Annotated in this window: 21 protein-coding genes and 1 pseudogene; 11 read left to right on the top strand and 11 right to left on the bottom strand. The window is 67.5% G+C overall.

The window, feature by feature from the left end:
- Positions 1–258 precede the first annotated feature (258 nt).
- Both rplK and F5544_RS38965 read left to right on the top strand, forming a co-directional pair.
- Entirely contained in the window at positions 259–690 is a 432-nt protein-coding gene (gene rplK, locus F5544_RS38970; protein ID WP_167477785.1) for a 50S ribosomal protein L11, read from the top strand.
- 30 nt (positions 691–720) lie between these two features.
- A complete protein-coding gene (locus F5544_RS38965; RefSeq protein WP_167477784.1) occupies positions 721–1,176 on the top strand; it encodes a hypothetical protein in 456 nt (151 codons plus the stop codon).
- A 1-nt stretch (position 1,177) separates the two neighbouring features.
- On the opposite strand, the gene F5544_RS38960 is transcribed toward F5544_RS38965, so the two are convergent.
- From F5544_RS38960 to F5544_RS38915, 10 genes are all read right to left on the bottom strand, one after another.
- The gene (locus F5544_RS38960) at positions 1,178–4,315 is read right to left on the bottom strand and encodes a BTAD domain-containing putative transcriptional regulator (RefSeq protein WP_167477783.1); all 3,138 of its coding nucleotides are present in this window, start codon (positions 4,313–4,315) and stop codon (positions 1,178–1,180) included.
- Positions 4,316–4,406: 91 nt separating this feature from the next.
- A complete protein-coding gene (locus F5544_RS38955; protein WP_167477782.1) occupies positions 4,407–6,020 on the bottom strand; it encodes a dipeptide ABC transporter ATP-binding protein in 1,614 nt (537 codons plus the stop codon).
- 28 nt (positions 6,021–6,048) lie between these two features.
- Positions 6,049–6,894 carry an ABC transporter permease gene (locus F5544_RS38950; protein WP_167477781.1) on the bottom strand — a complete coding sequence of 282 codons (846 nt, stop codon included), beginning with the start codon at positions 6,892–6,894 and terminating at the stop codon, positions 6,049–6,051.
- Entirely contained in the window at positions 6,891–7,880 is a 990-nt protein-coding gene (locus tag F5544_RS38945) for an ABC transporter permease (protein ID WP_167471246.1), read from the bottom strand. Before F5544_RS38945 ends, F5544_RS38950 begins: the two co-directional genes overlap by 4 nt.
- Entirely contained in the window at positions 7,873–9,492 is a 1,620-nt protein-coding gene (locus F5544_RS46845; RefSeq protein WP_167477780.1) for an ABC transporter substrate-binding protein, read from the bottom strand. Before F5544_RS46845 ends, F5544_RS38945 begins: the two co-directional genes overlap by 8 nt.
- A 17-nt stretch (positions 9,493–9,509) precedes the next feature.
- The gene (locus tag F5544_RS38935; protein WP_167477779.1) at positions 9,510–11,444 is read right to left on the bottom strand and encodes a biotin carboxylase N-terminal domain-containing protein; all 1,935 of its coding nucleotides are present in this window, start codon (positions 11,442–11,444) and stop codon (positions 9,510–9,512) included.
- Positions 11,441–13,006: an acyl-CoA carboxylase subunit beta gene (locus F5544_RS38930; RefSeq protein WP_167477778.1), complete on the bottom strand. Its 1,566-nt coding sequence runs from the start codon at positions 13,004–13,006 to the stop codon at positions 11,441–11,443. Before F5544_RS38930 ends, F5544_RS38935 begins: the two co-directional genes overlap by 4 nt.
- Entirely contained in the window at positions 13,003–14,238 is a 1,236-nt protein-coding gene (locus F5544_RS38925) for an aminotransferase class I/II-fold pyridoxal phosphate-dependent enzyme (protein WP_203217445.1), read from the bottom strand. The genes F5544_RS38930 and F5544_RS38925 overlap by 4 nt, the downstream gene beginning before the upstream one ends.
- A gap of 4 nt (positions 14,239–14,242) precedes the next feature.
- Entirely contained in the window at positions 14,243–15,361 is a 1,119-nt protein-coding gene (locus F5544_RS38920; protein WP_275107071.1) for an MFS transporter, read from the bottom strand.
- 434 nt (positions 15,362–15,795) lie between these two features.
- Positions 15,796–16,479 (bottom strand): TetR/AcrR family transcriptional regulator, encoded by a 684-nt coding sequence (locus F5544_RS38915; protein WP_167477776.1) that lies wholly within the window; start codon positions 16,477–16,479, stop codon positions 15,796–15,798.
- 141 nt (positions 16,480–16,620) lie between these two features.
- Between F5544_RS38915 and F5544_RS38910 the strand changes: the two genes are divergently transcribed.
- The 6 genes from F5544_RS38910 to F5544_RS38885 are packed head-to-tail and all read left to right on the top strand — an operon-like array spanning position 16,621 to position 24,334.
- Complete coding sequence (locus F5544_RS38910) at positions 16,621–18,066, top strand: MFS transporter (RefSeq protein WP_167477775.1); 1,446 nt, start codon at positions 16,621–16,623, stop codon at positions 18,064–18,066.
- A complete protein-coding gene (locus tag F5544_RS38905; RefSeq protein ID WP_167477774.1) occupies positions 18,066–19,886 on the top strand; it encodes an ABC transporter ATP-binding protein in 1,821 nt (606 codons plus the stop codon). The genes F5544_RS38910 and F5544_RS38905 overlap by 1 nt, the downstream gene beginning before the upstream one ends.
- On the top strand, positions 19,883–21,598 hold the full coding sequence (locus F5544_RS38900) for an ABC transporter ATP-binding protein (protein WP_167477773.1): 1,716 nt from the start codon (positions 19,883–19,885) through the stop codon (positions 21,596–21,598). Before F5544_RS38905 ends, F5544_RS38900 begins: the two co-directional genes overlap by 4 nt.
- Positions 21,595–22,209 (top strand): MptD family putative ECF transporter S component, encoded by a 615-nt coding sequence (locus F5544_RS38895; RefSeq protein WP_167477772.1) that lies wholly within the window; start codon positions 21,595–21,597, stop codon positions 22,207–22,209. Before F5544_RS38900 ends, F5544_RS38895 begins: the two co-directional genes overlap by 4 nt.
- Positions 22,206–22,913, top strand: a complete 708-nt coding sequence (locus tag F5544_RS38890; RefSeq protein ID WP_238846890.1) for an energy-coupling factor transporter transmembrane component T — start codon at positions 22,206–22,208, stop codon at positions 22,911–22,913. The genes F5544_RS38895 and F5544_RS38890 overlap by 4 nt, the downstream gene beginning before the upstream one ends.
- A complete protein-coding gene (locus F5544_RS38885) occupies positions 22,910–24,334 on the top strand; it encodes an ABC transporter ATP-binding protein (RefSeq protein ID WP_167477771.1) in 1,425 nt (474 codons plus the stop codon). The genes F5544_RS38890 and F5544_RS38885 overlap by 4 nt, the downstream gene beginning before the upstream one ends.
- Positions 24,335–24,365: 31 nt before the next feature.
- Here the strand turns inward: F5544_RS38885 and F5544_RS38880 are convergent, their stop codons facing one another.
- Positions 24,366–25,184 (bottom strand): alpha/beta fold hydrolase, encoded by an 819-nt coding sequence (locus tag F5544_RS38880; protein ID WP_167477770.1) that lies wholly within the window; start codon positions 25,182–25,184, stop codon positions 24,366–24,368.
- A 122-nt stretch (positions 25,185–25,306) separates the two neighbouring features.
- Here F5544_RS38880 and F5544_RS47225 point away from each other — a divergent pair.
- The 3 genes and pseudogenes from F5544_RS47225 to F5544_RS38865 form a co-directional block, all read left to right on the top strand.
- Positions 25,307–25,420 (top strand): annotated as a pseudogene (locus tag F5544_RS47225) (DUF255 domain-containing protein); the annotation flags it as partial.
- Positions 25,421–25,468: 48 nt separating this feature from the next.
- Complete coding sequence (locus tag F5544_RS38870) at positions 25,469–25,780, top strand: hypothetical protein (RefSeq protein ID WP_167471245.1); 312 nt, start codon at positions 25,469–25,471, stop codon at positions 25,778–25,780.
- Positions 25,756–26,172 (top strand): PIN domain-containing protein, encoded by a 417-nt coding sequence (locus F5544_RS38865; protein WP_167477769.1) that lies wholly within the window; start codon positions 25,756–25,758, stop codon positions 26,170–26,172. The genes F5544_RS38870 and F5544_RS38865 overlap by 25 nt, the downstream gene beginning before the upstream one ends.
- Positions 26,173–26,260 lie beyond the last annotated feature (88 nt).

The raw sequence follows: 26,260 nt of genomic DNA, 5'->3' as shown, positions 1-26,260 counted from the left end.
CATGCTTCAGAAGGGGAGTGCGGTCCAACGGATTTGCGATGAAGCCGCAAATGGATCGCAGTCCATCGGCGCATTCGATGAGAGTGGATTCGCTACCCGATCAGTGTTGCGGCAAAGCTCGTTACCGGTATTCCCTCGAACGGGATACCGGTGGTTGGTGTGCGGCTGCAGCTGCTTGTGGTCAGCTGCGGGAAAAGCCTCTGCCAGGCCATGCGAGCGAGGCATTGATGTTCAGTACACGGAAAGGATGACTCGAAGATGCCTCCGAAGAAGAAGAAGGTCAGCGTTGTCGTAACGCTCAACCTCGAGGCGGGCAATGCCGCCATGGTGGACCTCGGCAAGATGCTCGGCCCCACCGGCGTCAAGACCATCGATATCAAGAAGGAATACGATGCGGCGACCGCGCAGCAGCGCGGCGAGGTCATTCCGGCCGTTGTCACCGTATTCGAGGATCGCAGCTACGAGCTGCGGCTGAAGACGCCGCCCACCTCGTTCCTGATCCGCAAGGCGATCGGCGCGAACTCCGGTTCGGCCCGGCCCGGCAATGCCACCGTCGGCACGCTGACCGCCGAGCAGTTGAAGTCGATCGCGCAGCGAAAGATGGTGGACCTCAACACCGAATCCCTGGAAGCCGCCATGAAGACCGTCGCGGGCACCGCGCGGTCGATGGGCGTCAAGGTCGAGGCCTGAGCCTTCGGAAGCAGAAGCGGTCGGGGAACGATGGACGAGCTCTCTCGATGGGCCGCCGAGATTGTGCGGATCGCCACGACGGACAGTGCGGACGAACTCGGCAATGCGGCTCTGCGCCTGACTTCTTCGGTCACCGATGACGAACTGGTCGGTATTATTCTCGAGCTGATTCGCGACTGCGGTCGATATCTGGCCGGCGATTCGAATGCCGACGCGCTGTTCGGCTTTCGCGCGTCGACCGGAAATGACGTGCCGGATGTCGATGACGTGCACCCGGCCATTCGTGCGGCGAGTCGTGCGTTGCTGTCCTCGATGAACGGCGACGACGACTCGGCGCGGCTGCACATTACGAATGTGGTGCACATGGGTCACCCCTTCGAAAGCGCGGCCGTCGTCGCCTTGGTGGCATCGTGGCATGTCCAGGTGACCACCGCGCGCTGGCGGCCCGTCGGCGCGGCGCGGACCGAGGACGGGAATCGCCAATAATTCACGAAGCGAGCGTGAGCTCGGCCAATTCGCGCCAATCCGCTTGCCCGCCGACCCGGGTCGCCTCGGCGAATGCGATGTCGCCGAGGCGATTTCGCGCGTCATCGGCGATCCGGGCCACATCCGGTTGTGCGCGGTCCGGCATGCCGCGCACGCTGTCGCTCGCCGCGAGCAGGCGCGCGGCCTGCTCGGGCCGGCCCTGGCGCAGCGCGAGATCCGCTATTCCGATCAGCACCTGCGCGATCAGCGGCTGATAGCCGTCCTGGACGGCCCCACGGAACGCCTTGGTCCGGTATGCCCGAGCCTGTTCCAGATCCTGCGCGAGATAGCCGTTCAGATCATCGATCCTGGCATCGACGCTGATGTTCTCGGCATCGCCCGAGATCGCCCGCACCACGGCGATCTGCTCATATGTCTCATCCGGCTCGCCGCGCCAGCGCGCCAACTCCGCCTTCGCGAGCGCGAGGACGATGAGCGCGTCGGGCCAGACGATCTGTTCCGCACACCGCTGCGCCTCGGCCATCGCGGATCTGCTGCGGGTCTCGTCACCGAGCAGCCAGTACAGCTGAGCCTGGCGGGCCAGCGCACCCACCGCGTCCTCGGTCGCGCCCACCTCGGCCAGCGCCGCGATCGCCTCGTCGTAGTGCTCGCACGCCCGCGCGAATTCGCCGTGCAGCGCAAGGTGATCGGCGAGCGAGGTGAGCGCGAGCGAAATCCCCCATCGCTCACCGAGCGCGCGGAACTCGGCGAGGGCCAGTGCGATATCGGCCTCCCCGCCCGCCTCGTCGAGGCCGAGCCGGAGCCGGAACCGGCCGCGGTGCAGCCTGCCCTGCGCGCGCTGCCACGGGTCGTCGTTGGTGATCAGCGGCTCGTACGCGGCGGCGAACTCCATCGGCTCCCGCAGTATCACCTCGAACGGCGCGATGAAGCTGAGCAGCGGATGACCACCGGCGGCCCGTTCGGCCAACCGGTGCGCCTCATGTATCCATTTCTCCGCCTGCTCCGGTGCGCCGTATCCGGCGGTAACCAACAGTCCGACAAAGAAATACGCCATCGCCCGCACCGCATCGGGCACCTCGCCGGGCAGCGAGGCCGCCGCGGTGCCCAACTCGGTGCCCTCGGCCTTGCGTCCGCTGAGCAGCCAGTACCAGCCCGCGGCCGCGACCAGGCGCATCGCCTCCGCGGCCCGCCCTTCGGCGATCGCGCGGCGCAGGGCGGCGGCGATATTCGCGTGCTCGGCCTCCAGCGTCGCCAACCATTCCAGTTGTCCGGCGCGGCGCAGGTGCGGGTCGGCCCGCTCGACCAGCTCGGTGAAGTAGGTGAGGTGTGCCCGGTAAATCTGTTCGGTTTCCCCGGCCTCGGCAAGCCGGTGCGCCGCGTATTCCCTGATGGTGTCGAGCATTCGGTAGCGCGGTGCGCCGCCGCCGTCCGCGAGGATCAGCGACTTCTCCACCAGCGCGGTCAGCAGTTCGAGCACCTGATCGGAATCGAGCGTCTCGTCCGCGCAAACCCGTTCGGCCGCTTCCAGACTCGCCCCGTCGGCGAATACCGAGAGCCGTCGCAGGACGGCGCGCTCGGCCTCGCTCAACAGATCCCAACTCCAGTCCACCACCGCGCGCAAGGTCCGATGCCGGGGCAGCGCCGTGCGACTTCCGCTGTTCAACAGGCGGAATCGGTCATCGAGCCGGTCGGCGAGCTGATCGATGGACATGGTGCGCAGCCGGGCGGCGGCCAATTCGATCGCCAGCGGCATGCCGTCGAGCGCCCGGCAGATCCGTGCCATCGCGGATACGGCGGGCTCGTCGGCGGCGATATCCCGGCGCACCGCGCGGGCCCGGTCCTGCAGCAGCCGCACCGCGGGCGACGCTGCGACCTCGGCGGAATCCGCACCCGCCCTTGGCAATACGAGCGGCTCGACCTGCCACAGCACCTCGCCCGTTATACCGAGCGGCTCCCGGCTCGTCGCCAGGATCCGCAGCCTGCGGCATTCGCCGAGCAGCCGGGCCGCGAAGGTCGCGGCCGCCTCGATCACATGCTCGCAGTTGTCCAGAATCAGCAGCGCCATCCGGTCCCGAAGCGCGGCGACGAGCCGATCCACCGGGTCAGCGGCCGAGCCGGCGCCGAGCAGCGCCTGGTCGCGCAGGCCGATCGCGGTGAGCGCGGCCTGCGCGACGTCACCGCCCGTGCGCACCGGCGCCAATTCCACCAGCCACGTGCCATCCGGAAGTTCGCCGAGCATCGTGCGCGCCGTCTCGGTGGCCAGCCTGGTCTTGCCCGAACCGCCCGGCCCGGTCAGGGTGACGAGCCGGTGCTCGGTGAGCAGATCGGAAACCGCGGCGACGGTGTCGTCCTCGCCGATGAAACTGGTGAGTTCCGCGCGCAGATTCGTCCTGCGGCTCTCCTCCCGGCCGCCGATTTCGCCACGCAACAGCGCGGTGTGCAGCGCGGAGAGTTCGGCCGAGGGCTCGACACCCAACTCCTCGTCGAGCCGTTCGCGCATCCGCTGGTAGACGACCAGCGCCTCCGCACCGCGCCCCGCCTCGGCGAATGCGCGCATCAGCGCCGCGACGAAGCCCTCCCGCAGCGGATACGCGGCGGTCAACTCGGTCAGCTCGGAGATCAGGTCCGCGCCGCGGCCGAGGCGGATATCCGCGTCCACCCGGTCGCCGAGCGCGGCGAGATGCAGCTCGTTCAACCGGGTGACCGCCGCGTCGAATGCTTCGCTGCCCGGTAATGCGATGTCCTGCAAGGCCGTTCCGCGCCACAGACCCAATGCCTCGCGCAACAGATCCGCCCGCGCCGGATCCTCCGCGGTGCGCGCCTGAGCGACCAACGACTCGAATCGGCTCACGTCGACCGCTTCGGGCGCCACCGCAAGCCGGTACCCACCGGACTCCGCCTCGATCGACCCGTCCGGCAACACCCTGCGCAGCCGAGATACCAAGGCCTGCACGGCATTCGCCGCATCCGCCGGCGGCTCCTCACCCCAAATCCAATCCACCAGCCGCGCCCGCCCGACAACCCGCCCCGGCTCCAGCGCGAGCGCCGCCAACAACGCACGCACCCGGGCACCCGAAATCTCCACCGGAACCCCATCCCCGGTCCGCACCTCAAAGGGCCCGAGCAGCCAAACACGCACCCAGCCATTCTGCCCCACCGCCTGCGCCGTCGACCGACCCGACCGCGCACCGACGATCGGTTGCCACACTTCAGGCGCTGGCCGGGGTTGGTCATACGCGGTCGGTGAGTTCGGGTAGGTGGGGGACCGAGGCGAGCAGGTGGCGGGTGTAGTTGTGTTGGGGGGATTGGAGGACCGTGTCGGCGTCGCCGGATTCGACTATGCGGCCGTCTTTCATGACGACTACTCGGTCGGCTATGTGGTGGACTACGCCGAGGTCGTGGGAGATGAAGAGGAGGGCGGTGCCGAATTCCGCTTGGAGTTCGGCGAGTAGGTCGAGGATTTGGGCCTGTACCGAGACGTCCAGTGCGGATACCGGTTCGTCGGCGACGATCAGGGCGGGGTTGGGGGCGAGGGCGCGGGCGATGGCGACCCGTTGCCGCTGCCCGCCGGACAGGGTGCGGGGGTGGCGGTCGAGGAGGTCGCGGTCGAGTCGCACCGCATCGAGTAGTTCCCGAACCCGGGTGGTCCGGTCGCGCCCGCGGACGCCGATGGTGTCCAGACTTTCGCCGATGATGCGTTCCACGGTGTAGCGGGGGTCGAACGAACTCAACGGGTCTTGCGCGATGAGCTGCGCGGTGCCGCGCAGGCGGCGCAGTCGGCTGTCGGAATATTCGCTCCACGGTTCGCCGTCGACGACGACGCGGCCGGATGTCGGTGCGATGAGGCTCAACGCCATTCGCGCGGTCGTAGTCTTCCCGGAACCCGATTCACCTACTATCCCGAGGGTTTCGCCGGCGAACAGGTCGAAATCGATATCGTCGACCACGGTTCGCGCGGCTGGTCCGGAACCGTATGTCTTGCGAAGATGCTGCACGGACAGCACGATTCGCGAGTCGTCCACCCGGCGCGGCGGCAGCGGTCGGCGCTCGGAGCCGGACAGCGCCGTACCACGCGACGCCGCCGACGGCACGGCCGCGAGCAGTCCCCGCGTATACGGATGCGCCGGTCGCGTCAGTACGTCGCGGGTGTTTCCGTGCTCGACGATCTCCCCGTCCTTCAGCACCAGCACTCGGTCGGCCAACTCGGCGACCACCGCGAGATCGTGGCTGATCAGCAGCAGCGCATTGCCCGAATCCTTGCGCTGCCCAAGCAGATCCAGAATCTGGCGCTGCACGGTGACATCGAGTGCGGTGGTCGGCTCATCGGCGATGATCAGCGGGGGATCGCCCGCGATGGCCGCCGCGATGAGCGCCCGCTGACGCAGGCCGCCGGACAGCTCGTGCGGGTATTGCCGCAGCCGCAGTTCGGGTTCCGGCACCCCGACCGAATCGAGCAGTCGCACGCTGCGTTCGGTGATGGCCCGCCCGCGCAGGTCGGTGAGCGCCCGCTGCGCCTCGGACAGCTGCTGTCCGATCCGGCGCAACGGATCCAGCGATACGAGCGCGTCCTGCAGCACGAAACCTATTTTGCTGCCGCGGATTCGGCGCCACTGGCGCTCTCGATAGCTGCGGGCGTCCTGCCCGAAGAGCTCGAGGCGGTCCGCGCGCACGACGGCACCGGATCCGGACAGACCGACCAACGCCCTTGCGGTGACCGACTTTCCGGAACCCGACTCACCGACGATCGCGACGGCCTCGCCCGGATCGATATGCAGGTCGATGCCTTTCACAACCTCCTTGGCCGGAAAGCCGATGCGCAGGTTGGTGATCGAGACCAGGCTCACGCCATGTCCTTTCGAGCCGACGGACACATCACGCCCGCGACCTTCCGTCGTAGTGCCGTTGCCAGTGCCGCCCGAGCGAACTCAGCGCGACGACCGTCGCGGTGACCGCAACGCCGGGAAGCACGGCGATCCACCAGGCATTGCGGAGATAGTTGCGTCCCTCCGCGAGCATCGAACCCCATTCCGGCGCAGGTGGTTTCGGCCCCATCCCGAGAAAGCTCAGTCCGGCGGCGCCGAGGATCGCGGTGCCGAGGCCGATGGTGGCGAGTATCGGCACCTGAGCGACCGCGTGCGGCAGAATATGGCGCCGCACCAACGTAATTCGGGTGAGCCCGAAGGTTCGTGCCTGTTCGACATAGCCGGATTCCCGCACGACGAGCGTCTGAGCCCGCACCACCCGGGCGAACCGCGGAATCGATGCGATGCCGAGCGCGCAGATCAGGTTCGTGGTCCCGGGGCCGGTGAACGAGATCAGCACCAGCGCCAGCAGTAGATCCGGGAATGCGGAGACCACGTCGAGGAATCGGGTGATCAGTTCGTCGACCGGTCCGCGGGCGAGCCCGGCGACCAGTCCGAGCGCGGTTCCGGCGACGACCGCGATGGCGATCGCGGTGATCCCGATGAGCAGCGAGTAGCGCGCACCGTTGACGACGCGAGTGAAGACGTCGCGCCCGAGGTGATCCGTCCCGAACCAGTGTCGCGGGCCGGGCGGAAGCTGCGCGGCGAGCGGATCGGCCGCGAGCGGATCATGCGCGGTCAGCAGCGAGGGCGCGACCACCGCGATCGCGATCACGACCAGCACCAGCGCCGCGGCGGCGACACCGGGCGGAATTCCGAAGGCGCGCAGGACGATTCGACGAGTGGCTGGCCTCACCCCTGCTCACCTCGCCGGGATCCGGTGCGCAGCCGTGGGTCGAGCAGGAGTCCGAGCAGGTCGACGATCGTGCTCAGCACGACATAGACCAGCGCGGACAGCATCGCCACGGCCAGCACGACGGGAAGGTCTTTCGCCAGTACGGCGTCGACGGTCACCCTGCCGAGTCCCGGTCGGCCGAAGACCGCCTCGGTCACGACCGCGCCGCCGAGCAGGCCGCCGACCAGCCAGCCGGTCAACGTCACCGCGGGTACGGCCGCATGGCGCAATCCGTGGCGCAGCCGCAGCGCGCTCTCGCTGACCGACCAGGATCGCACCGTCAGCGCGAACGGCTCCTCCAGCGCGCGCTCCAATCCGTCGCGCAGCACCTGCGAGATCACCGCGCCGAGCGGCAATCCGAGTGCCAGAGCCGGAAGCACAAGCGAGGCAAGCCCTTTGCTCCCGGATACCGGAAAGAGCTTGAGCTGGAAGCTGAAAACCGCGAGCAGGACGATGCCCAACCAGAACGAGGGAGTCGAAACGAGCGTCAGCTCAACGGCATTCGCAAACGCCCTGGACCGTCGCCGGTGTGCGGTCGTCGCCGCGACGACCACCGCGAATACCACTGCCACCAGCAGAGCGGCCGCGGTGAGCGTCAAGGTCGGTGCGGCCTGCGCGGCGAGGATTCCCGATACCGGCTTGTGCAGGATGTAGGAACGCCCGAAATCGCCGTGCGCGCAATTCCACAGATAGCGGAGATACTGCACGACGACCGGGTCGTTCAGCCCCCATTCGGCGCGGATGGCCGCCTCCAGTTCCGGGGTGCGCCGCTGTTCGCCCACCAAAAGGTCGACGGTATCGCCCGGCGCGAGCCGAAGGCTGACGAAAGACAGGGTCGCCGCGCCCCACAGCACACCGAGTCCGGATAACACCCGGAGTAGGACGCGTTTCCCGATCGTGCGGTGCGCGTAGAACCGAATATCCGTGACGACGGCATCGCTAACCACGGTCGACCCAAATGTCGTATGCGCTTTCCGGGAACCGGTGATACGGCCGGAAACCGGCGCCGTGCACGCGGGTGGCGGCCGCGATCTCGTTCTCGGGCTGGTAGAGCGGCAGCGCATATCCCTTGTCTACGAGTGCAAATCGCTGCAAACGCGCATATTGTCCGGCGCGCTCACTCGTATTCTGTGTCGCGGCCGCGGCTTTCAACCATGCGGTCAGCTCGGGATCCGTGGCACGGCTGTAATTGAGGGTGCCGAATGTCGCGGCCGGGTACCAGTGATTTTCGATATCGATACCGCCGGTCAGCGTGTCGGAGTTGGCGACCGAACCGTAACTGCTGTCCTTGCGGCGGTCGGCGTAGGTGCCCGCGTCCACCAGGGAGATGGCCAGGTCGATGCCGGCATTCTGCCTGGCCTGGGCCTGGATCGCCTGCAACAGCACCTCGCGCTGATCGCGGACGGTGGATTGCGCCTGAACCACCTCGATGGTGAGCCGCTGACCGTTCTTGGTGCGAAATCCCTTGTCGTCCCGGGTCGTCCAGCCGGCCTCGTCCAGGAGACGGTTCGCGGCGTCCTTATCGTTTCCGTAGGACCGCTCGATGCTCTTGTCGTAGAACACCGCGTCGTCGGGGGAGGTGATGCCCCAGCCCCGCGTGCGCTCGCCGCGGTATATCGACCGCAGTACCGCGTCGACGTCGACGGAGTCGATCAACGCCTTGCGGACCTTTTCGTCGGACGCCGGACCGTAGGTCGAATTGAGGTACAGGGAATAGGGGCTCCCGGCATTCAGCGCGTGCTGATAGGTGAATTCGGGGTTGTTTTCGAACAGTCCGGCGTCATTTCCGGAAATGCCCTCGATAATATCGACCTGCCCGGAGGTGAGCGCTCCGGTGCGCACCGACGATTCGGGCAGGAACCGGTAGGTGATTTCATCGAGGTAGGCGGGGCCCTGATGTTTGGCATTCCGCGGCGCCCAGTTGTAATCCGGATTCTTCCGGAAGTGGATTTCCTGCCCCTTGGTGTAGCGGTCGAGAATGAATGGTCCGGTACCGGCGATCTCCGGTCCACCGGATTTCAACTGCGGTGAATCGAATGCCGCGGGGGAGATGATATCCAGGGTTCCCGCATAGTCGAGGAACGGCGAATAGACATTCTTCAACGTCAGCACCAGGGTTCGCGCATCCCGCGCGACCGCCGTATCGAGATTGGACAGCGGACCCGATCCGAATCCACCCGAATAGGCCGGATCCTTCATTCTGGTGAAGTTGAGGGCGACCGCCGCGGCGGTCAGCGGATTGCCGTCGGTGAATCGCACGCCATCCCGCAGCGTGAAGGAATATGTCAGGCCGTCGGGTGATACCTCGTAGCCGTCGGCCAGCCATGGCACGACCCCGCCGTCCGCGGTCCGCTGCAGCAGCGATTCGTAGACGTTGCGGAGCAACAGGCGCGTATTGCCCTGGCCGTTCAGATGCGGATTGAGCGTGGTCGGCTCCGTCTCGACACCCCAGGTCAACGATCCACCGCTGACCGGTTGCGTCGATTGGTGCGCCGAGGTGTCCGAACCGCCGCATGCGGTCACCAATGCGAGCACGGCTGTTGCCGATGCGAGAGCCATTATCGGTCGCTTTCGCATCACTGCGCCGCGCTCCTCTCCTCGATGAGAAATATTGATTGATCGGTGGTGACGACCGCCCCCTCCGACGCCGTCACGGTGACGATTCCCGAATGGGTTGCCGTCAGCTCGTGTTCCATCTTCATGGCCTCGACCACGCCGAGCAGCTGCCCCGGTTCGACCTGCGTACCCGAGACGACATGGAGTCGCACGAGCGTGCCGGGCATGGGCGAGCGGATCTCGGGATCCGCCGCGGCAGCGCCGAGCGTGCGGTATTCGGCGTACCGCACCTCCCGGGAAACCCCTGCGACCTGGCTGACCCATCCCGCACCGAGCCGACGGACCGTGCTGAGCGTGGAGTCGAGCGAAACCGTCTCCGCGTCAACGTGAATCGCGGCCACATCCGCTTCGGAGTCGGTGCGCAGCAGTACCGCGCGGCCGTCGTAGCCGCTGACCCGGACCGTGAACGGGCGGCCATCGACCGAGAGGTCGATGCTGCCGAGTTCGCGGCCCGCGGGATCCAACCAGGCGCGGTCGCCCGCCGGAGCGCCCGCCGACCACGGTGTGGCGCGGTCGGGTGCGGTCAGCGTCGCGGCCACCGCGATGGCGCTGAGCCGGTCGGGATCGGCGAACTCCTCGACCGGATCGATCCGGTCCAGATAAGCCGTATCATGCTCTGCCGCAGCGACTTCCGGTGTATCGAGGATGTGGCCGACGAATCCGAGGTTCGTCGAGATGCCGCGCCAGCGCAGCTGTGCACAGGCGCGCCGAGCGGCGGCCAGTGCCTGCTCCCGAGTGGCGCCGGTCGCGACGAGTTTGGCGATCATCGGGTCGAAGCCGCCGGTGACGTGCAGGCGGCGGGTGAAGGCCCGCTCGATCCGGACATCGGGCCACCGGGTGACCTCGAGCTCGCCCGGGCACGGCAGGAAGGATCGGAACGGATCCTCCGCATACACCCGGATCTGCACCGAGGCGCCCGCATAGGTGATCTCCTCCTGGGTGGCGGGCAGCGGTGCACCGGAGGCGATCCGCAGCTGCCAGTCCACCAGGTCGATGCCGGTGATCTCCTCGGTGACGGTGTGCTCGACCTGCAGTCGCGTATTCATCTCGATGAAGAAGAATTCGTCGCCTATCAGCAGGAATTCGAAGGTCCCCGCGCCGGTGTAGTGCAGCGCCCGCGCGCCGCGCACGGCGGCGTCGAACATCTGCCGTCGGATGGCGTCGGGAATTTTCGGTGCCGGCGCTTCCTCGATCACCTTCTGATGCCGCCGCTGCAGCGAACAGTCGCGGTCGAAAAGGTGTACGACAGAACCGAATTCGTCGCCGAACACCTGCACCTCGATATGCCGGGCGTGTTCGGCGTAACGCTCCAGGTGCAGACGCGGGTCGGCGAAGGCCGCGTTCGCGGTGCGGGCCGCCGACGCCAGCGCTTCGCGCAGCCCGGCCGCGGAGCGCACCACCGACATACCCTTGCCGCCGCCACCGCCCGCGGGCTTGACGATCAGCGGAAATCCGATATCCGCCGCGGCGCGGACCAGGGCGTCGAGATCGTCGGTCGCCTCCCGGGTTCCGGGCAATACCGGAACGCCCGCGTCGGCCATCACCCGGCGCGCGGACGCCTTATCGGCCATGGACTCGATCACCTGTGAGCTCGGGCCGACGAACACCAATCCGGCGGCACGGACCGCGCGGGCGAACGCGGCGTTCTCGGAGAGGAAGCCATAACCGGGATGCACTGCGTCGCAACCGGTTTCGGTAGCGGCCCGGACCAGCACCGCGGCATCGAGATATCCGCCCGCCGCCAGGCGCACGGTCGCGACCGCCGCGTCGTGATAGGTCAGGGTCCGGTCCTCGTCCACGCTCACGGTGACGTAGTCGATGCCGAGGCGATCGCAGGTGCGCGCGATGCGGGCGGCGATCTCGCCCCGGTTCGCGATGAGCAGCTTCGTGATCACAGCCGGAACACCCCGAAGGTCGCGGCGGCCGGGTCCGGCCGATCCCAGCGTTCGTGCGCCAGCGAAAGGCATTGCGCGAGCCAGGATCTCGTATCCTCGGGCTCGATCACCGCGTCGACCCACATGCGTGCGGCAATGTAGGCGGGCAGCGACTGCCGTTCGAAGCTGTCGATGATCGGCTGCTTGATGGCGGCCTCCTCGGCGGCGCTCAATTCCTTGCCTTCGCGGCGCAGGCGGTCCCGTTTGAGAATGGCCATCACCGCGGCCGCCTGCTCGCCGCCGACTCCGGTGGAGCGGGCGTTGGGCCACATGGCCATGAACTGGCCGCCCATCGATCGGCCCGACATGGCGAAGTTGGCCGCGCCGAAGCTGCCGCCGATCACCAGCGAGATCTTGGGTACGGTGGCGCAGGAGACGGCGTTCACCATCTTCGCGCCGTGCTTGGCGATGCCGGCCCGCTCGTACTGCTCGCCGACCATGAACCCACTCACGTTGTGTACGAACAACAGTGGGATCCGGCGCTGATTGCAGATCTGAATGAAATTGGTCGCCTTGAGCGCGCTGTCGGGGAAGATCACGCCCTGATTCGCGACGATACCCACCTCGTATCCGGCGATGCGCGCGGTCGCGCAGACGATGGTGATGCCGTAATCCTTGCGGTATTCGATCCAGGAGGTGGCATCGACGACGCAGCGCAGGATCGCGCGAACGTCCATCTCCTTCTTGGTCGTCGCCGGTATCAAGGCCGGGAGCCGCGCCGGATCGTCGACGGGTTCCAGAGCCTCGAACGCGGGTGGGCGCACTCGATCGCCGGGTGTGCGCGAGACGATATCCCGGACCATCGCCAGCGCTTCCTCCTCGTTCGCCGCGAGATGGTCCGCCACAGCGGTTTCCCGGACATGCAGGGCCGCGCCGCCGAGTGCCTGCGCGTCGACCTTGATCCCGGTGGCGGCCTCCACCAGTTGCGGTCCGCCGAGGAAGACGGTGCTGAGGTCCTGCACCATCACCGTTTCGTCGCTCATCGCGGGTATGTACGCACCGCCCGCGGTGCAGATGCCGAGCACGGCCGAAATCTGCGGCAGACCCATGGCCGACATCTCCGCGATATTGCGGAACATCTTCCCGAGGTGCTCCTCGTCCGGGAAGATCTCCTCCTGCAACGGCAGGTAGATACCGCCCGAATCCGCCAAATACACACAGGGGAGCCGATATTCGCGGGCCAGCTTCTGCCCGCGCAACTGCTTCTTGATGGTGAGCGGGTAGTAGGTTCCGCCCTTGACGTGCGGGTCGTTCGCGAACACCATGCAGGGCCTGCCGTGGATGGTTCCGATGCCGACGATGAGCGCGGCGGCGGGCAGGTCGGTGTCGTACACCTCGTGCGCGGCCAATCGGCCGATCTCCAGGAAAGGCGTTCCCGGGTCGAGTATCCGGTTAACCCGTTCGCGCACTGGCAGTTTGGCGTCACCGGGTCGGCGTCGCGGCGATACGACCTCGGCGAAGCGGTCGCGCAGCAGCCGACGCTGGGCCTCGAATTCGGTGTGGTTCTCGACGGTTACCGTCATGCGGGTAGCTCCTCCCGATCGCGATGGGCGGCCAGGCTCGCGGTGAGGGTGTCGGCGAAGCGCCGAATCGTGTTGGGCTCCAAGTCCGCTCGCAACATCAGGCGCAGGCCCGCGCTGCCGCGGCGGATGATCGGGAAGAAGACGGGGGAGGTGTAGAAGCCCGCGTCGAGCATGTCCTTCGCCACCGCGACGGTGGTGTCCTCCCGGCCGATATCGACGAACCGAATGGGCAGCCCGTCACCGGCGAGGTCGGTGTCGACCAGCGAGTTGAACAGGCGCACCCGTTCGCGCAGGTCGATCTGTAGCCGGTCGACGGTGCCGTCGTCGTGCAGGTCGCAGGACGCGACGATGGCCCCGAGACCGGCGGTATTGATTCGCTGCGACCACATCAGCGGTCCGCTGGTGCGCAGCAGCGTGGGTTTGCGGGAGTCGTCGCCGGGCGGGCCGAAGAAGATGACACCGCCGCTCGCGCCGAATCCCTTGTTCAGCGAGGCGATTATGAGGGTCCGGTCCCGCCAGCCGTCGTAGCCGCCGAGGACATAACCGCGGCCACGTCGACCGAGCGTCGAAATACCGTGTGCCTCATCGAAATACAGGAAAAGACCGTATTGGTCCTGCAGCCGGTGCAGCTCATCCAGCGGTGCCCCGCCGCCGGTGCTGTACACGCCGTCGGCGATGTATGCCACGTGAGAATGCTTGCGGCACAACTGTTCCAACGCCTCGATATCGTTGTGGTCGATCGTGACCAGTTCGGTCTCATCCGCGACCAGCGGTTTCATCGCGTTCAGGCAGAAGTGCGCGTTCTTGTCGAATACCACCAGCGGTGGGTGCCCGTCGGTGAACTCCCCGGAGGCCAGCAGCGGCAGGGTCGCCCACGCCGCGGCCGCACACGACGATACGGTGACGGCCTGGGCGCCGAAGGTCAGCGACAGGCGCTGCTCGGCCTCCTCCAGCAGCGACAGCCGAATCCGCATGCGGGATATGGACGAATTGATCGTCGCCGTTTCGTCCAAACCTCGATGGGCTCCGGCGATTATCCGCGGGTCGCTGTCCAGGCCGAGATAGGAATACGAGGAGAAGTTGACGATCGTGCGCCCGGCACGGTCGTTGACTATTCCGTCGCGCATATCGGCGGCGACGATATCGACCAGGCCGTGGGTGGTGCTGTCATCCCAGAAGGTATTGCTCAGCTGTAATTGCCTGCGAATATTGGCGAATTGGTGAATGACCACTCGATTATTCCTTTGTCGGCGAGGGAGCCGCGGCGACCAGTACGTTCACGGCGGCGAGCGAGGTGATGGCGATGGACCAGGCGAGCAGCCCGGTGAGTGACGGGCCTGCCAGCGAGGCGACACCCGCGAGACCCTGCTGTATCAGCGCGCACCACGAGACGGCGATCGCGCCGCCGGAGACGAGGTGGCTGACGGCATGCGCCGCGCTGTTGGGGAACAGCGTGGCCTGTCCGAAGGTCGTGGTGACGTATCCGGCGAGAAAGATCGGGAGCGCGATCGCCCGGTGCAGATCGCCCACCCAGACGATGGTGATCAGTACGCATCCGGCGAGCATGATCCAGGCGCCCTGCCGCATCATCGCGCGTGCGCCCAACCCGCTCACCCGCCGCCGCACATAGGTGGCGCCCGCGAAATACGCCGCGCCGTACAGAACACCGAATAGGCCGAAAACCCAAGGCGGCAGCGCGAATTCGTCCGAGAAGACGAATGCGGACTTCTGCTGGATCATGACGATGATCGCGAATCCGATACCGCCCGCGACGGCGGCGGCGATGAAGACTCGGTCGCCGAGCAGCCGTCGAGTCGTCCCCTTGTCCCGGGATTTCCGATCCGGCGGCGGGAGCGATACCCGCAGCGCGAAAACAACGGGTACGACGGCGAGTACGGCCAATACGGCGAATCCGTATCGCCAGCCGAGTGTGGAGGTGAGGATGCCGCCGATCACCTGTCCGCCGCCGAGCGCGACGACGAATGCCATCGAAAGCAGTGCGAGCTGGCGCGCGAGTTCGGCGCCGGTGAACAGGTCTTTCACCATCATCCGCCCGACCACCGCGACACCGCCCGCGCCGATCGCCTGCACCACACGCAGGGTGAGCAGCTCCGGAGCGTTCGTGATCAGCGCCAGGCCCGCGCTGGCCAGGATGAAGCACAGTCCGGCCGCGACGAATGCGGGCACCCGGCCGAACCGCTCCGCCGCCCGCCCCCACGCGACGACCGGAAGCGCGGCGAACACCACGAACAGGGCGACCGAAAGCTGAAGTGTGCCATCACCCGCCCCGATATCCGCACCCAACGCGGGCATGCCGGGAAGGTAAATAGTGGTCGCCATCTGCGCGACGATCACCGCGCCACACGCGGACGCGACAATGGCCCGGCGCGGTATCGTCGCAGTCGACAACCCGCCGGCCTGTTGCGGCACAATCAATTCGGTTTCCCCTACGCCCCACAGACGCGCGCCGAACTTCGTCCGACCACACCTGGAATCTCTGGTGTCAGCGAAGAACGTCAGCGGTCATTCGTCCGGATTTCGGATCCGACCTACAGATCTACGCCGCGGGAGCGCCGGTCGAACATAATTAGAATCTCACTGATTCTTCCCATCCCGCGAGGCACCTTCGGAGACAAGGGCTTTCGGCATGATGTGACCGACATCGCGCCCTCTCGTCGCGATCGATCTGCTAGGCGTTTCGGCTTGACCGACGGATCAGGTTCTGCGGCAACTGATTTGGCCGTTGCCCGTATCGCCTCCATCGGCCGACGGCTCGTGTCCGATCGCGTCTATTGCGAATTGGCTTGCGGGAGTAGGCCGTAGACGAGCGTGTGGAGGCCATGACGGTAGGTATCGCGGGCCGCGAAGGTCGGCCAGCGGTCGCCGATGGCCGATAGGTGCGGCACCTGGGAGGTGTCGAAACCGTTGAAGGAGATGTCGCGGCGGGTGGGGGAGTCGACGGCGGGTGGGGTGCGCGGGGAGTGGGCGCGCACGAGGATCTCGCCGACGGTGTAGTACCAGATGCTGCGGAAGGTGTCGACGGCCTGCTCGGGTGTGCATCCGTAGTCGGCCGCGGCGGCGATGATGGATTCGACCATCCAGAGCGCCGATTCGTCGAGCAGGCCGACGAAGCCGTCGGTGGTGAGTACCTCGGCGGCCCAGGGCCAATCCGCGAGTGCGTCGTGCATCGCGATGGCGGTCGCGATGATGCGATCGCGCGGATCGTCGGGTAGCGGGGGGTGTTCGACCTGCTCGATGTGGTGATTGAGCAGCTGGATCAGCAGGTCTTCCTTATCTCGGATGTGGTGATAGAGGGTCGTCGCTCCGACGCCGATCTCCGCGGCCAGCCGACGGATGGTCAGTTTCTCCCAGCCGTCCCGGTCGATGAGTTGCCGGGCCGCGGTGAGGATCTGCGCACGCGAGGTGCGGGGAGGTCGGCCGGTGCGGCCCGGTGCTGCGGTCGATCGGGGCATCGTCCCATCATGCCGCCCCGCCTGCCCGGGCCGTGAAATCGCGGTGCTTCGAGTTCGTTCTCGACATCCCAGTTCTTCGAATGCTACTTTCGGAACATGTTCGAAAAGTCGAAACCGCCGGTAAGGGGGGTGAAGTCCGTGATGGGGAATGGTTCGGTCGCGCGTTCCGGGCTCACGCTCGCCGCGGTGGCCGTCGTGCAATTCATGGTGTCGCTGGACCTGTCGGTCGTGAATGTCGGGCTGCCCCAGATCGCCGCCGGTCTTGGGTTCGGTGCGGTCGGCGTGACCTGGGTGATTCACGCCTACGCCCTCACCTTCGGCGGACTGTTGCTGCTCGGGGGCAAGGCCGCCGATCGGTACGGTCGCAAGCGCGTCCTGCTGCTCGGGCTCGGACTGTTCGGAATCGCCTCGCTGGCAGGCGGTTTCGCTCAGGTGCCCGGCCACCTGGTCGCCGCCCGCGCCGCCCAGGGGATCGGAGCGGCCGCCCTGGCCCCGGCCGCGCTGGCCCTGCTGACCGCGACATTCCCCGCCGGGAAGGCCCGCGTCCGGGCCTTCGGCGTGTGGAGCGCGGTGAACGCCGCGGGCGGCGCATTCGGCGTGCTGATCGGCGGCGTGCTCACCGAGTACGTCAGCTGGCGCTGGGCGATGTTCGTGAACGTGCCGATGGCCGCCTGCGCGCTGGTGCTTGCCCGGCGCGGCATCGCTGGTGATCCGGCGACCGGACGCGGAGGTCGGCCGGACGTGCTCGGCGCGGTCCTGGCCACCTCGGGCCTGACCCTGCTGGTGTTCGGTGTGGTGCGCACCGATCAGTACGCGTGGAGTTCACCGATCACCGTCACCACACTGATGGTCGCCGCGGCACTGCTGGCCGCGTTCCTCGGCGTCGAGCGGACCACCAACCGCGAACCGTTGATCCGGCTCGGGCTGTTCGCCAATCGCGCGGTCGCCGGTGCCAACGCGTACAACCTGCTGGTCGGCGCCGCCATGGCCGCGGCCTTCTACTTCATGTCCCTCTACCTGCAACGAGTGCTCGGGACCGGGCCGGCCCTGACCGGCGCCGAATTCCTGCCCTTCGCGCTCGGTGTGGTCGTCGGCTCCGTCCTCGCCATGAAGCTCGGCTACCGCATCGCTGCCCGTACCCTGCTGGTCGTCGGCGGCCTGCTGACCGCGGCAGGGTTCGGCTGGTTCGGCCTGATCAGCCCCGACGGCGCGTTCGCCACCGACGTGCTCGGGCCATCGATCGTCGCCAGCGTCGGGTTCGGGCTCTGCCTCGGACCGGTCGTCGCCACCGCCACCGCCGGTGTCGCACCGCACGAGGCCGGGACCGCTTCGGGTCTGCTCAGCAGCTCGCGGCAGATCGGCGCCTCGCTCGGACTCGCGGCTCTCGGCACCGCGGCGCATGACCGCACCGGCCGCAACGTCACGCCGGAGGCCCTCAATAGCGGATACCAGCTCGGCTTCGTCCTCTGCGCCGCATTGCTGGTCGTGGCCGCCCTGATCGCCGCCGCCGTCCTGCGCCGGGCCCTGCCACCGAAACCCACCGAGCCGGATGACATCGAGCAACTCGTCGCGAAGGTGGGCAAGTGATGACCGCCACCGATATCGCCGGAACCGCGGAACGGCCCACCGATTCGGTTGCGGGACAGAGCCTTGCGGGACTGCTGCGGCCCTTCCTGCCGAGTTTCGCCGCGGTGGTCGTCCTGCAGGTGATCGGCGCCGTCGCGGGTTTGGCACCCTTACTCGCGGTCGTCGAGCTGGGGCGAACCCTGTTGTCGCCCGGCCCTATCGACCACGGTCATATCCGGATGGTCGTGATCGCGGGCGCGGCTGGACTGTTCGTCCGGCTGGTGTTCACCGCCGGATCCTCCGGGATCGGGCATCTGCTCGACAGCCGGGTGCAGCTGTCGTTCCGCCGCCGGCTGGCCGCGCGGCTGGGGCAGGTGCCGATCGGCTGGTTCTCCCGGCGGCGCACCGGTGAGCTGGCGAAGGTGGTCGGCGAGGATGTGAGTGCGGTGCACCCGTTCATCGCACACGCGCCCGGCGAACTGGTCTCGGCGTTCGTGGTACCGCTGGTGTCGCTGGTCTACCTGTTCACCGTCGACTGGCGGCTCACGCTGATCACGCTGATCCCGGTGGTGCTGGCGATCGCGCTGGTCCCGTTGCTGATGACCCCGGCGCGGGTGCGTGAGCAGCGGGAATTCGATGCGGCCATGGGTCGGATCACGAGCTCGGTCGTCGAATTCGTGCAGGGTATCGCGGTGGTCAAGGCGTTCGGTGGATCCGAACGTGCCCACGGTCGATTCCGCACGGCCACAGACGATTTCGCCACCACCTTCTACCGCTGGGTACGCGGTGTCTCGGCGGTCGCCGCTGGTATGCAGCTGGCGCTGTCGCCGCCGTTCGTGCTGCTGGTCGTGTTGGTCGGCGGTACGGCGCTGATCACGGATGGCGGTCTGGCCCCGGCGGATCTGCTGCCGTTCCTGCTGCTCGGCTTGGGCCTGACCGCTCCGGTGGCAGCACTGGGGCATGGCTTCGACGATCTGCAGGCCGCCGGCCGAGCGGTCGGCCGGATCCGGGATGTCCTTGCGGTACAGCCGCTTCCGGAACCCGCGCACCCCGTCGCGCCGCGCGGGCACCGCGTGGAGATGCGCGATATCCGCTTCGGCTACGACACCGGCCGCGAGGTATTGCGCGGCATCGACCTGGTGCTGGAGCCGGGCACGGTCACCGCGATCGTCGGCCCCTCGGGCAGCGGAAAGTCCACGCTGGTACAGCTGTTGCCGCGGTTCTTCGACCCGGACGGCGGTGTGATCACCCTCGGCGGAGTCGACCTGCGCGAGATCGGCGGCCGCGAGCTGTACCGGCTGGTGTCGTTCGTCTTCCAGGACGTGCGCCTGCTGCGCGCATCGGTCGCGGACAATATCGCGCTCGCGGTGCCGCACGCCGACCGTGCGGACGTGGTCCAGGCCGCCAGGCGTGCGCATATCCACGACCGGATTCTGGAACTGCCGCACGGGTACGACACCGTGATCGGTGCGGACGTCGAACTGTCCGGCGGTGAGGCGCAACGGATCTCGATCGCCCGCGCGCTGCTGGCCGACACACCGGTGCTGGTGCTCGACGAGGCGACCTCCTTCGCCGATCCGCGCACCGAACAGGCGGTGCGCCGGGCGCTCGCGGCGTCAGCGGGCACCCGAACGACGCTGGTTATCGCGCATCGTCTCGAGACCATCGCCGAGGCCGACACCGTCGTCATGCTGGAGAACGGGTCCGTCGTCGAATCCGGGGCGCCCGCCGAGCTGCTCGCCCGCGCGGGGCGGTTCGCCGCGTTCTGGCAATCCCAACGAGCCGCGCTCGCCGAGACGATCGATATCGACCGCGGTACGCCGCAAGGAGAACCCCGATGATCCGAATGTTGTTGCGCGTACTGGGAACCGAGTACGCCGGGCCGGTGCGCCGCACCATCGCCTTGATGACGGTCACCGCTGTGGCCGAAGGACTGTCCTACGCGCTGCTGGTTCCGGTGCTGCGGGCACTGTTCGGGCCGCACCCCGGTGCCGCCCGGCCCTGGCTGGTCGCCTTCGGCGCCGCGGTAGCGGTCTACGCGATCCTTCGCTATCGCAGTGATCTGTCCGGATTCCGCGTCGGGACAACCATGTTGCGCGGCCTGTACCACCGCCTCGGCGACCACCTGGCCCGGCTTCCCCTCGGCTGGTACAACGCGAGCCGGGTCGGTGAGGTATCGGTGCTGGCCGGTCGCGGTGTGCTGCAGGCGATGAGCGTGATCGCACATCTGCTGTCGCCATTCGTATCCGCCGCCGTGACGCCGCTGACAATTGTCGCCGTGATGCTCGCCTGCAATTGGCAATTGGGGCTGGCGGCACTGCTGGCCGCGCCGATCGTCGCGGCCGTCCAGCTCCGGGCCGGACGCGCCACCGCCGCCGCCGACGCGAACCGCCACGAGCGCGACCACGAGGCCGCCGGACGCGTTATCGAATACCTCCAGGCCCAGCCGGTGCTGCGGGCCGGAGGCCGCACCGGCGAGCGATTCGCCCTGCTCGACGATTCACTGCGCGAGGTCCGGCGCGCGTCCCACCGCTCCGCGCTCGCGGCGCTGCCCGGCGTCATCGGCCTGACCCTCACGGTGCAGGCGATGTTCACGGCATTGCTGACGCTGGCTGCCTACCTGGCGATCGGTGGGACCATCGGCGCGGCAGAGGTTTTGGCGACTCTGGTGCTGGCGGCCCGCTGCGCGGACCCGCTGCTGTCGCTATCGGACATCGGTGGCAAACTCCGCGGCACGCGTACGGTTCTGGCGCAACTCGATACGCTCCTGCGCACCGAACCGCTGCCCGAGGCGGATCGGCCGATCGAGCCCGCCCACCACGGCGTGAGCTTCGAATCCGTCACCTTCGCGCACAACGGCCGCACCGTGATCGACGACCTGTCGCTGACCGTGCCGGAGGGGCAGCGGATCGCCATCGTCGGGCCGTCGGGTGCGGGCAAGAGCACCCTGCTGCGGCTGCTCGCCCGGTTCTACGACGTCGACGCGGGCTCGGTGGGCGTGGGCGACGTTGATGTGCGCGCCATCGACACCGGGCTGCTGCGGGACCGGATCGCGATCGTCTTCCAGGACGTGTACCTGTTCGACGGCACCATCGAGGACAACATCCGCCTCGGCCGCCCCGACGCCACCGACGCCGAGGTCCGCGCGGCCGCGACCGCCGCATGCCTGGACGAGGTGATCGACCGCCTGCCCGACGGCTGGGCGACCACCGTCGGCGAGGGCGGCGCGCTGCTGTCCGGCGGTGAGCGCCAACGGGTTTCGATCGCGCGGGCACTGCTGAAGGATGCCCCCATCGTCCTGCTCGACGAGGTGACCTCCGCGCTCGACCCGGTCAACGAGGCCGCGGTCCACGTGGGCATCGAGCGGCTCATGGCGGGCCGGACCGTCGTCATGGTCGCCCACCGGCTGCATACCGTCCGGGGCGCCGACCGCATCGTCTTCCTCGACGGCGGCCGCATCGTCGAATCCGGCACCCATGATCAGCTGCTTCGTCTGGGCGGCCACTACGCCGACTTCTGGACGGTGGCCACGCCGGCGGCGGTGGTGTCATGAGCGTCGAATTCGCGCCGCGCCGCATCGATGTCCGGATGAGTCCCAGGGATCTCATCGACATCGGAATCTTCGGCGCCCTCTATATCGTCACCGTCGGCGTCTTCAACGCGCTCGAATTCATAGGTCCGCTGGCGACTTTGGCCTCGGTCGCGGTGAGCATCGTGGCCGGCGGTGTGCCGTTCATGCTGTTCCTCACCAGGGTGCGGCACGCGGGCATGATCACCGTATTCGCCGTTATCGTCAGCGGTTTCATGCTCGCCATCGGCAGTCCGCCGATCTGTCTCGCCGTCGCGGTGGTGGCCGCGCTGGTCGCCGAGGTTCTGCTGTGGCTGGGCCGGTATCGCTCGCGGAGCGCGAGCGTGCTCGCCTATGCCGCGTTCAGCTCGTGGTTCGTCGGGCTGTTTCTGCCGTTGTTCTATGCCCGCGACGAATTCCTGTCCAGCCCCTATATGCGGGAGATGGGCGCGGATTACCTCGAGCGCCTCGACGCGCTGTTGTCACCCGCCGTATTGGTCGCCTTCGACCTGTCCCTGCTCGTGTTCGGCGTCCTCGGCGGCCTGCTGGGAATGCGGCTGCTGGACAAGCACTTCCGGAAGGCCGGGCTGGCGTGACCAGCCGCACGTCGCGCTGGGAGCTGGATCCGCGCGTGGCGCTCGCGCTGCTGCTGGCGGCGAGCGTCGCGCTGATGAGTCCCGGCGGAACACGATTCGTTCCGGCCGCCCTGATCACCGGTGTGCTGCTGGCCTTTTCGGCGCGCGCGTGGCGGCGTGCGGCCGGGTTGGTGGGGACCGTGGCGGTGACCGCGGCGGTCGCCTATCTGTCGCGGGCGGCGGCGTGGCCGGTGCTGGGACTCGTCTCGGTCACCGCCGGGTACGGATTGCGGCTGCTGGCCGTCGGAGGCATTGCCGTACACCTGATCCGGACCATCCCGCCGACCCGGCTCACCGCCGCGCTACGGTCGGCGCGGGTGCCGATGGCGTTCACCGTGTCCGGTGCTGTGCTGCTGCGATTCGTGCCCGCGATCGTCGGTGAGGCGCGCGCGGTGCGGGCTGCCATGCGGCTGCGTGGGCTGGGTGGCTGGTGGATGATGCTGCGGCATCCGATGCTCAGCGTCGAGTTCTTCACGGTGCCGCTCATTGCGTCGAGTCTGCGTGCGGCCGAGGATCTTTCGGCGTCGGCGCTGCTACGCGGACTGGGCTCGCACCCGCGGCCGACGTCGATGCGGCCGCTGCGGCTCGGACCCGTCGACGTGGCGGCCGCGATGGTGTTCGCGATGCTGGTGGCGGCGACGCTGTGCTGGGAGACCGGGCGATGATCGAGTTGCGGAATGTCCGCTGGTCGTATTCGGGCGCCGACAGTGTCGTGCTGGACGGGTTGGATCTGCGGGTTGGACGCGGCGAGACGGTGGTGTTGTGCGGGCCGAGCGGGTCCGGAAAGAGTTCGGTGCTGAGGTTGATGAACGGGCTCATCCCGCACTTCCACCAGGGAACACTGGCAGGGGAGATCCGGGTCGCCGGGTCGCCGATCGCCGACCTCGCGCAGGCGGGGCGGCTGACCGGGACGGTGCTGCAGCATCCGCGCCGTCAGTTCTTCACCGACGCGGTCGACACCGAATTGGCCTTCGCCTCGGAGAATTTCGGCGCCGACCCTCGATGTATTCGCGACCGTGTCGGCGCGGTCATGGCGGGCCTCGGGCTGGACGCGTTCAGCGGCACCCGGCTTCGCGAGCTGTCGGGCGGACAGCAGCAGCGGGTGGCGTGCGCTGCCGCCGTCACTCACGAACCTCCGGTATTGCTCTTGGACGAGCCGACGTCGAACCTCTCCCCACAGGGCATCGCCGATCTCACCGCGGTGCTGTATCGGCTCCGGGAGCGGGGAACGACCATCGTCATCGCCGAGCACCGGCTGCATTACCTGCGCCACCTCGCCGACCGGATCGTGGTGCTACACGACGGCCGCGTCCGAAAGGAGTGGAGCAGGGCCGAATTCGCTGGACTGACCGAGGAGACGATGCGCGCACAGGGGCTGCGCAGTCTCGATCCGCCCGAAAAGGCCGACAGGACGGCTGCTTTCGCGAGAGGACCCAGTGTGGCGACGGTCCGCGACACACCGGCGTGCGCCGTGGATCGCGGTGTCGAGCTCATCGATATCGGGTGTGCGTTTCACGGACGCCGCGTGCTCGATATCGCCTACGCACGGCTACCCGCCGGCGTCGTCACCGCCGTCACCGGGCCGAATGGTGCCGGTAAGAGCACGCTTGCCCGAATTCTGGCGGGCTTACAACGTCATTCGGGCCGAGTGCTGCTCGACGGTTTCGCGCTGCCCCGCCGACGGCGGCAGCGCGAAACCGCGATCGTCATGCAGGATGTGCAGCGTCAGCTCTTCACCGACAGCGTCGAGGCCGAACTGCGCCTCGGCACGCCCACGGAATACGCGGCGCACGCCCCCGACCTACTGGCCGAACTCGATCTCGGCGGTTGCCACCGCCGGCACCCCCTGTCGCTGTCGGGCGGCCAGCAGCAGCGCCTGATCCTCGCCACGGCACGCCTGAGCGGCCGCCGCATCATCGTCTTCGACGAACCCAGTTCCGGAGTCGACCGCCGCCACCTCCGATCGATGACCCGGGTCATGCGCGACCTCGCGGCCGCCGGCGCGGTGGTCGTCCTGATCAGCCACGACGCCGACCTCCTGGTCAGGGCGGCAGACCAGGAACTGCGCCTGCGCCTCCTACGATAGCCACGCCGCGCTCGGTTCTATCCCGCGGTGATCAGGACTTGATGAAGTCCACGATGTCGGCATTGAGCTGTTCGGCGTGCGTGATCATGATGCCGTGACCGGTCGCCGGGTATTCCTTGTAGGTGTTCACCGGGATCAGATCCTTGGTCTTGCGTCCGCAGAGTTCGATGATCGCGGAGGCATCGGCGTCACCGTGGATGATCATGGTGGGGACCGTGATCTCGCGCAGTTCGGCGCGGAAGTCGGTGGTGAAGATGGTCTCCATGACCGCGTCGGCCGCCAGCAATGAGCAGTCCATACATTTCTGCACCATCCACGCGATGCGCGCGGAAGATATCTGGTTGCCCAAGTGGGTTGCGAAGAACGCCTGCGCATTCTGTTCCATCCACAGCGGACGGTCGGCGAGGCGGGCCGCGTTCACCGCGTCGGCGACGGCCTTCGGGACACCGTCCGGGTTATCGGCGGCCTGAGCCATGAACGGCAGGGTCGCAGAGACCAACATGAGCCGATTGATCCGGTCGCTGCCGTGCCGCGTCAGGTACCGGACGATCTCGCCACCGGCCATGGAATGCGCGACCACCACGACATCGCGCAGGTCGAGGTGTTCCAGGAACGCCGCCAGATCCTCCGAAAGGGTGTCGTAGTCGTAACCGTGGCCGACCCAGTCGGACTTGCCGTGTCCACGCCGGTCGTAGGAAAGGCACCGCAGTCCCTGTCGGGACAGCGGCAGCATCTGCAACTCCCAGGAGGTGCTGCTCAGCCAGCCACCGGCGAGAAACAGCACCGGCTGCCCGGTACCCCAGTCCTGGTAGTGCAGCCGGGTGCCATCGTGCGAGTCGAAGTAGGGCATCGGATTCTCCTGATCGTCCGTGGTTGTTCGTGTTGACCACAACGCTATTGAGATCCGACGGTCGGGGAATCAGTCGCGCATAAGTACTTTCGGCATCGGCCTTAGGTACATTCCGCGCCGGCATCGAGCGGTTGTCCGAGCAGAGGGTCGCCGAAGCATTGGCGGAGGCGACGGCCAGAGACGTGCCGATTCTGCTATCGGTCGGATACGCGTCCCGCCACTGGTGTCGCGTGATGGTTCAGGGTTACCAGCCGTATTGCTACTTCCAGTAGTAAACTCGTCATATGAGTGCACTACCCGCGGATTACCCCCCGGGCGACGGGCCGGCGGCGAAGGTCAGCGTGTCGCTGCGCGCGGGCAATATTCGGGCGATCAGGGAGCGGGTTGGGGCGCGTGGATTCTCCGCGTATGTCGATGCCGCCGTCGAGCGGCAGATCGAGCGAGATCTGCTCGAGGAGGCGCTGATTGCGAACGAGGATCAAGCCGGGGTGATTCCGCAGGAGCTCAGGGATGAAGCGGCTGCGTTGTTTCGTGAGGTGAAGGCCTCGCCCGAGTTGCAGGGGGACCAGGGGTGGCACGAGCCCGAAGCCGACTGAGCGCCGGGACGTTGGTGCTGGATAGCGAGGGTCTGTCGAAGTGGTGCGCGGCGGATCAACGGGCCACCGCGTACGTCCGGGAAGCGCAGGACAGCGATTTCCGGGTGATCGTCAGCGCGCTCACGCCGATCGAGGGATACGACACCAGGATCGAAAACGATCGGTTCCGCTGGTACCTGTCACGGCTTCGGGTCGAACCCGTGACCGACGAGATCGCTTTTGGCGCAATCGAACTGCTTCGTCAGGCTGGTCTGCACGGTCACAAATATGCGATCGATGCCGTTGTGGCTGCGACCGCGCTGCGCGCAGCCGCGCCCACGGTGATCCTGACCTCGGATGTGGACGATATGACCAAGCTCTGCGGCAAGCGAATTCGTGTCGTGGAGGTGTGACCGCGCCCGTTGATCGGCGGCAGTGGGGTGCTGCGGTTCGGCCGAAGCGATCCTGCTCGCATGCCTGGGCTGTGGTGACGAGAAGGTG

The organism is Nocardia arthritidis (genome assembly GCF_011801145.1).
Taxonomy (GTDB): domain Bacteria; phylum Actinomycetota; class Actinomycetes; order Mycobacteriales; family Mycobacteriaceae; genus Nocardia; species Nocardia arthritidis_A.
Note: the sequence above shows the minus strand (reverse complement) of the source record. Positions and strands in the feature narration are given on the sequence as shown.

What these genes read in the sequence shown, in the direction of transcription:
- rplK (WP_167477785.1), top strand. Translation starts at nt 259, where the DNA reads ATGCCTCCGAAGAAGAAGAAGGTCAGCGTTGTCGTAACGCTCAACCTC.
- F5544_RS38965 (WP_167477784.1), top strand. Translation starts at nt 721, where the DNA reads ATGGACGAGCTCTCTCGATGGGCCGCCGAGATTGTGCGGATCGCCACG.
- F5544_RS46845 (WP_167477780.1), bottom strand. Translation starts at nt 9,492, where the DNA reads ATGGCTCTCGCATCGGCAACAGCCGTGCTCGCATTGGTGACCGCATGC.
- F5544_RS38930 (WP_167477778.1), bottom strand. Translation starts at nt 13,006, where the DNA reads ATGACGGTAACCGTCGAGAACCACACCGAATTCGAGGCCCAGCGTCGG.
- F5544_RS38915 (WP_167477776.1), bottom strand. Translation starts at nt 16,479, where the DNA reads ATGCCCCGATCGACCGCAGCACCGGGCCGCACCGGCCGACCTCCCCGC.
- F5544_RS38910 (WP_167477775.1), top strand. Translation starts at nt 16,621, where the DNA reads ATGGGGAATGGTTCGGTCGCGCGTTCCGGGCTCACGCTCGCCGCGGTG.
- F5544_RS38905 (WP_167477774.1), top strand. Translation starts at nt 18,066, where the DNA reads ATGACCGCCACCGATATCGCCGGAACCGCGGAACGGCCCACCGATTCG.
- F5544_RS38900 (WP_167477773.1), top strand. Translation starts at nt 19,883, where the DNA reads ATGATCCGAATGTTGTTGCGCGTACTGGGAACCGAGTACGCCGGGCCG.
- F5544_RS38895 (WP_167477772.1), top strand. Translation starts at nt 21,595, where the DNA reads ATGAGCGTCGAATTCGCGCCGCGCCGCATCGATGTCCGGATGAGTCCC.
- F5544_RS38885 (WP_167477771.1), top strand. Translation starts at nt 22,910, where the DNA reads ATGATCGAGTTGCGGAATGTCCGCTGGTCGTATTCGGGCGCCGACAGT.
- F5544_RS38880 (WP_167477770.1), bottom strand. Translation starts at nt 25,184, where the DNA reads ATGCCCTACTTCGACTCGCACGATGGCACCCGGCTGCACTACCAGGAC.
- F5544_RS38870 (WP_167471245.1), top strand. Translation starts at nt 25,469, where the DNA reads ATGAGTGCACTACCCGCGGATTACCCCCCGGGCGACGGGCCGGCGGCG.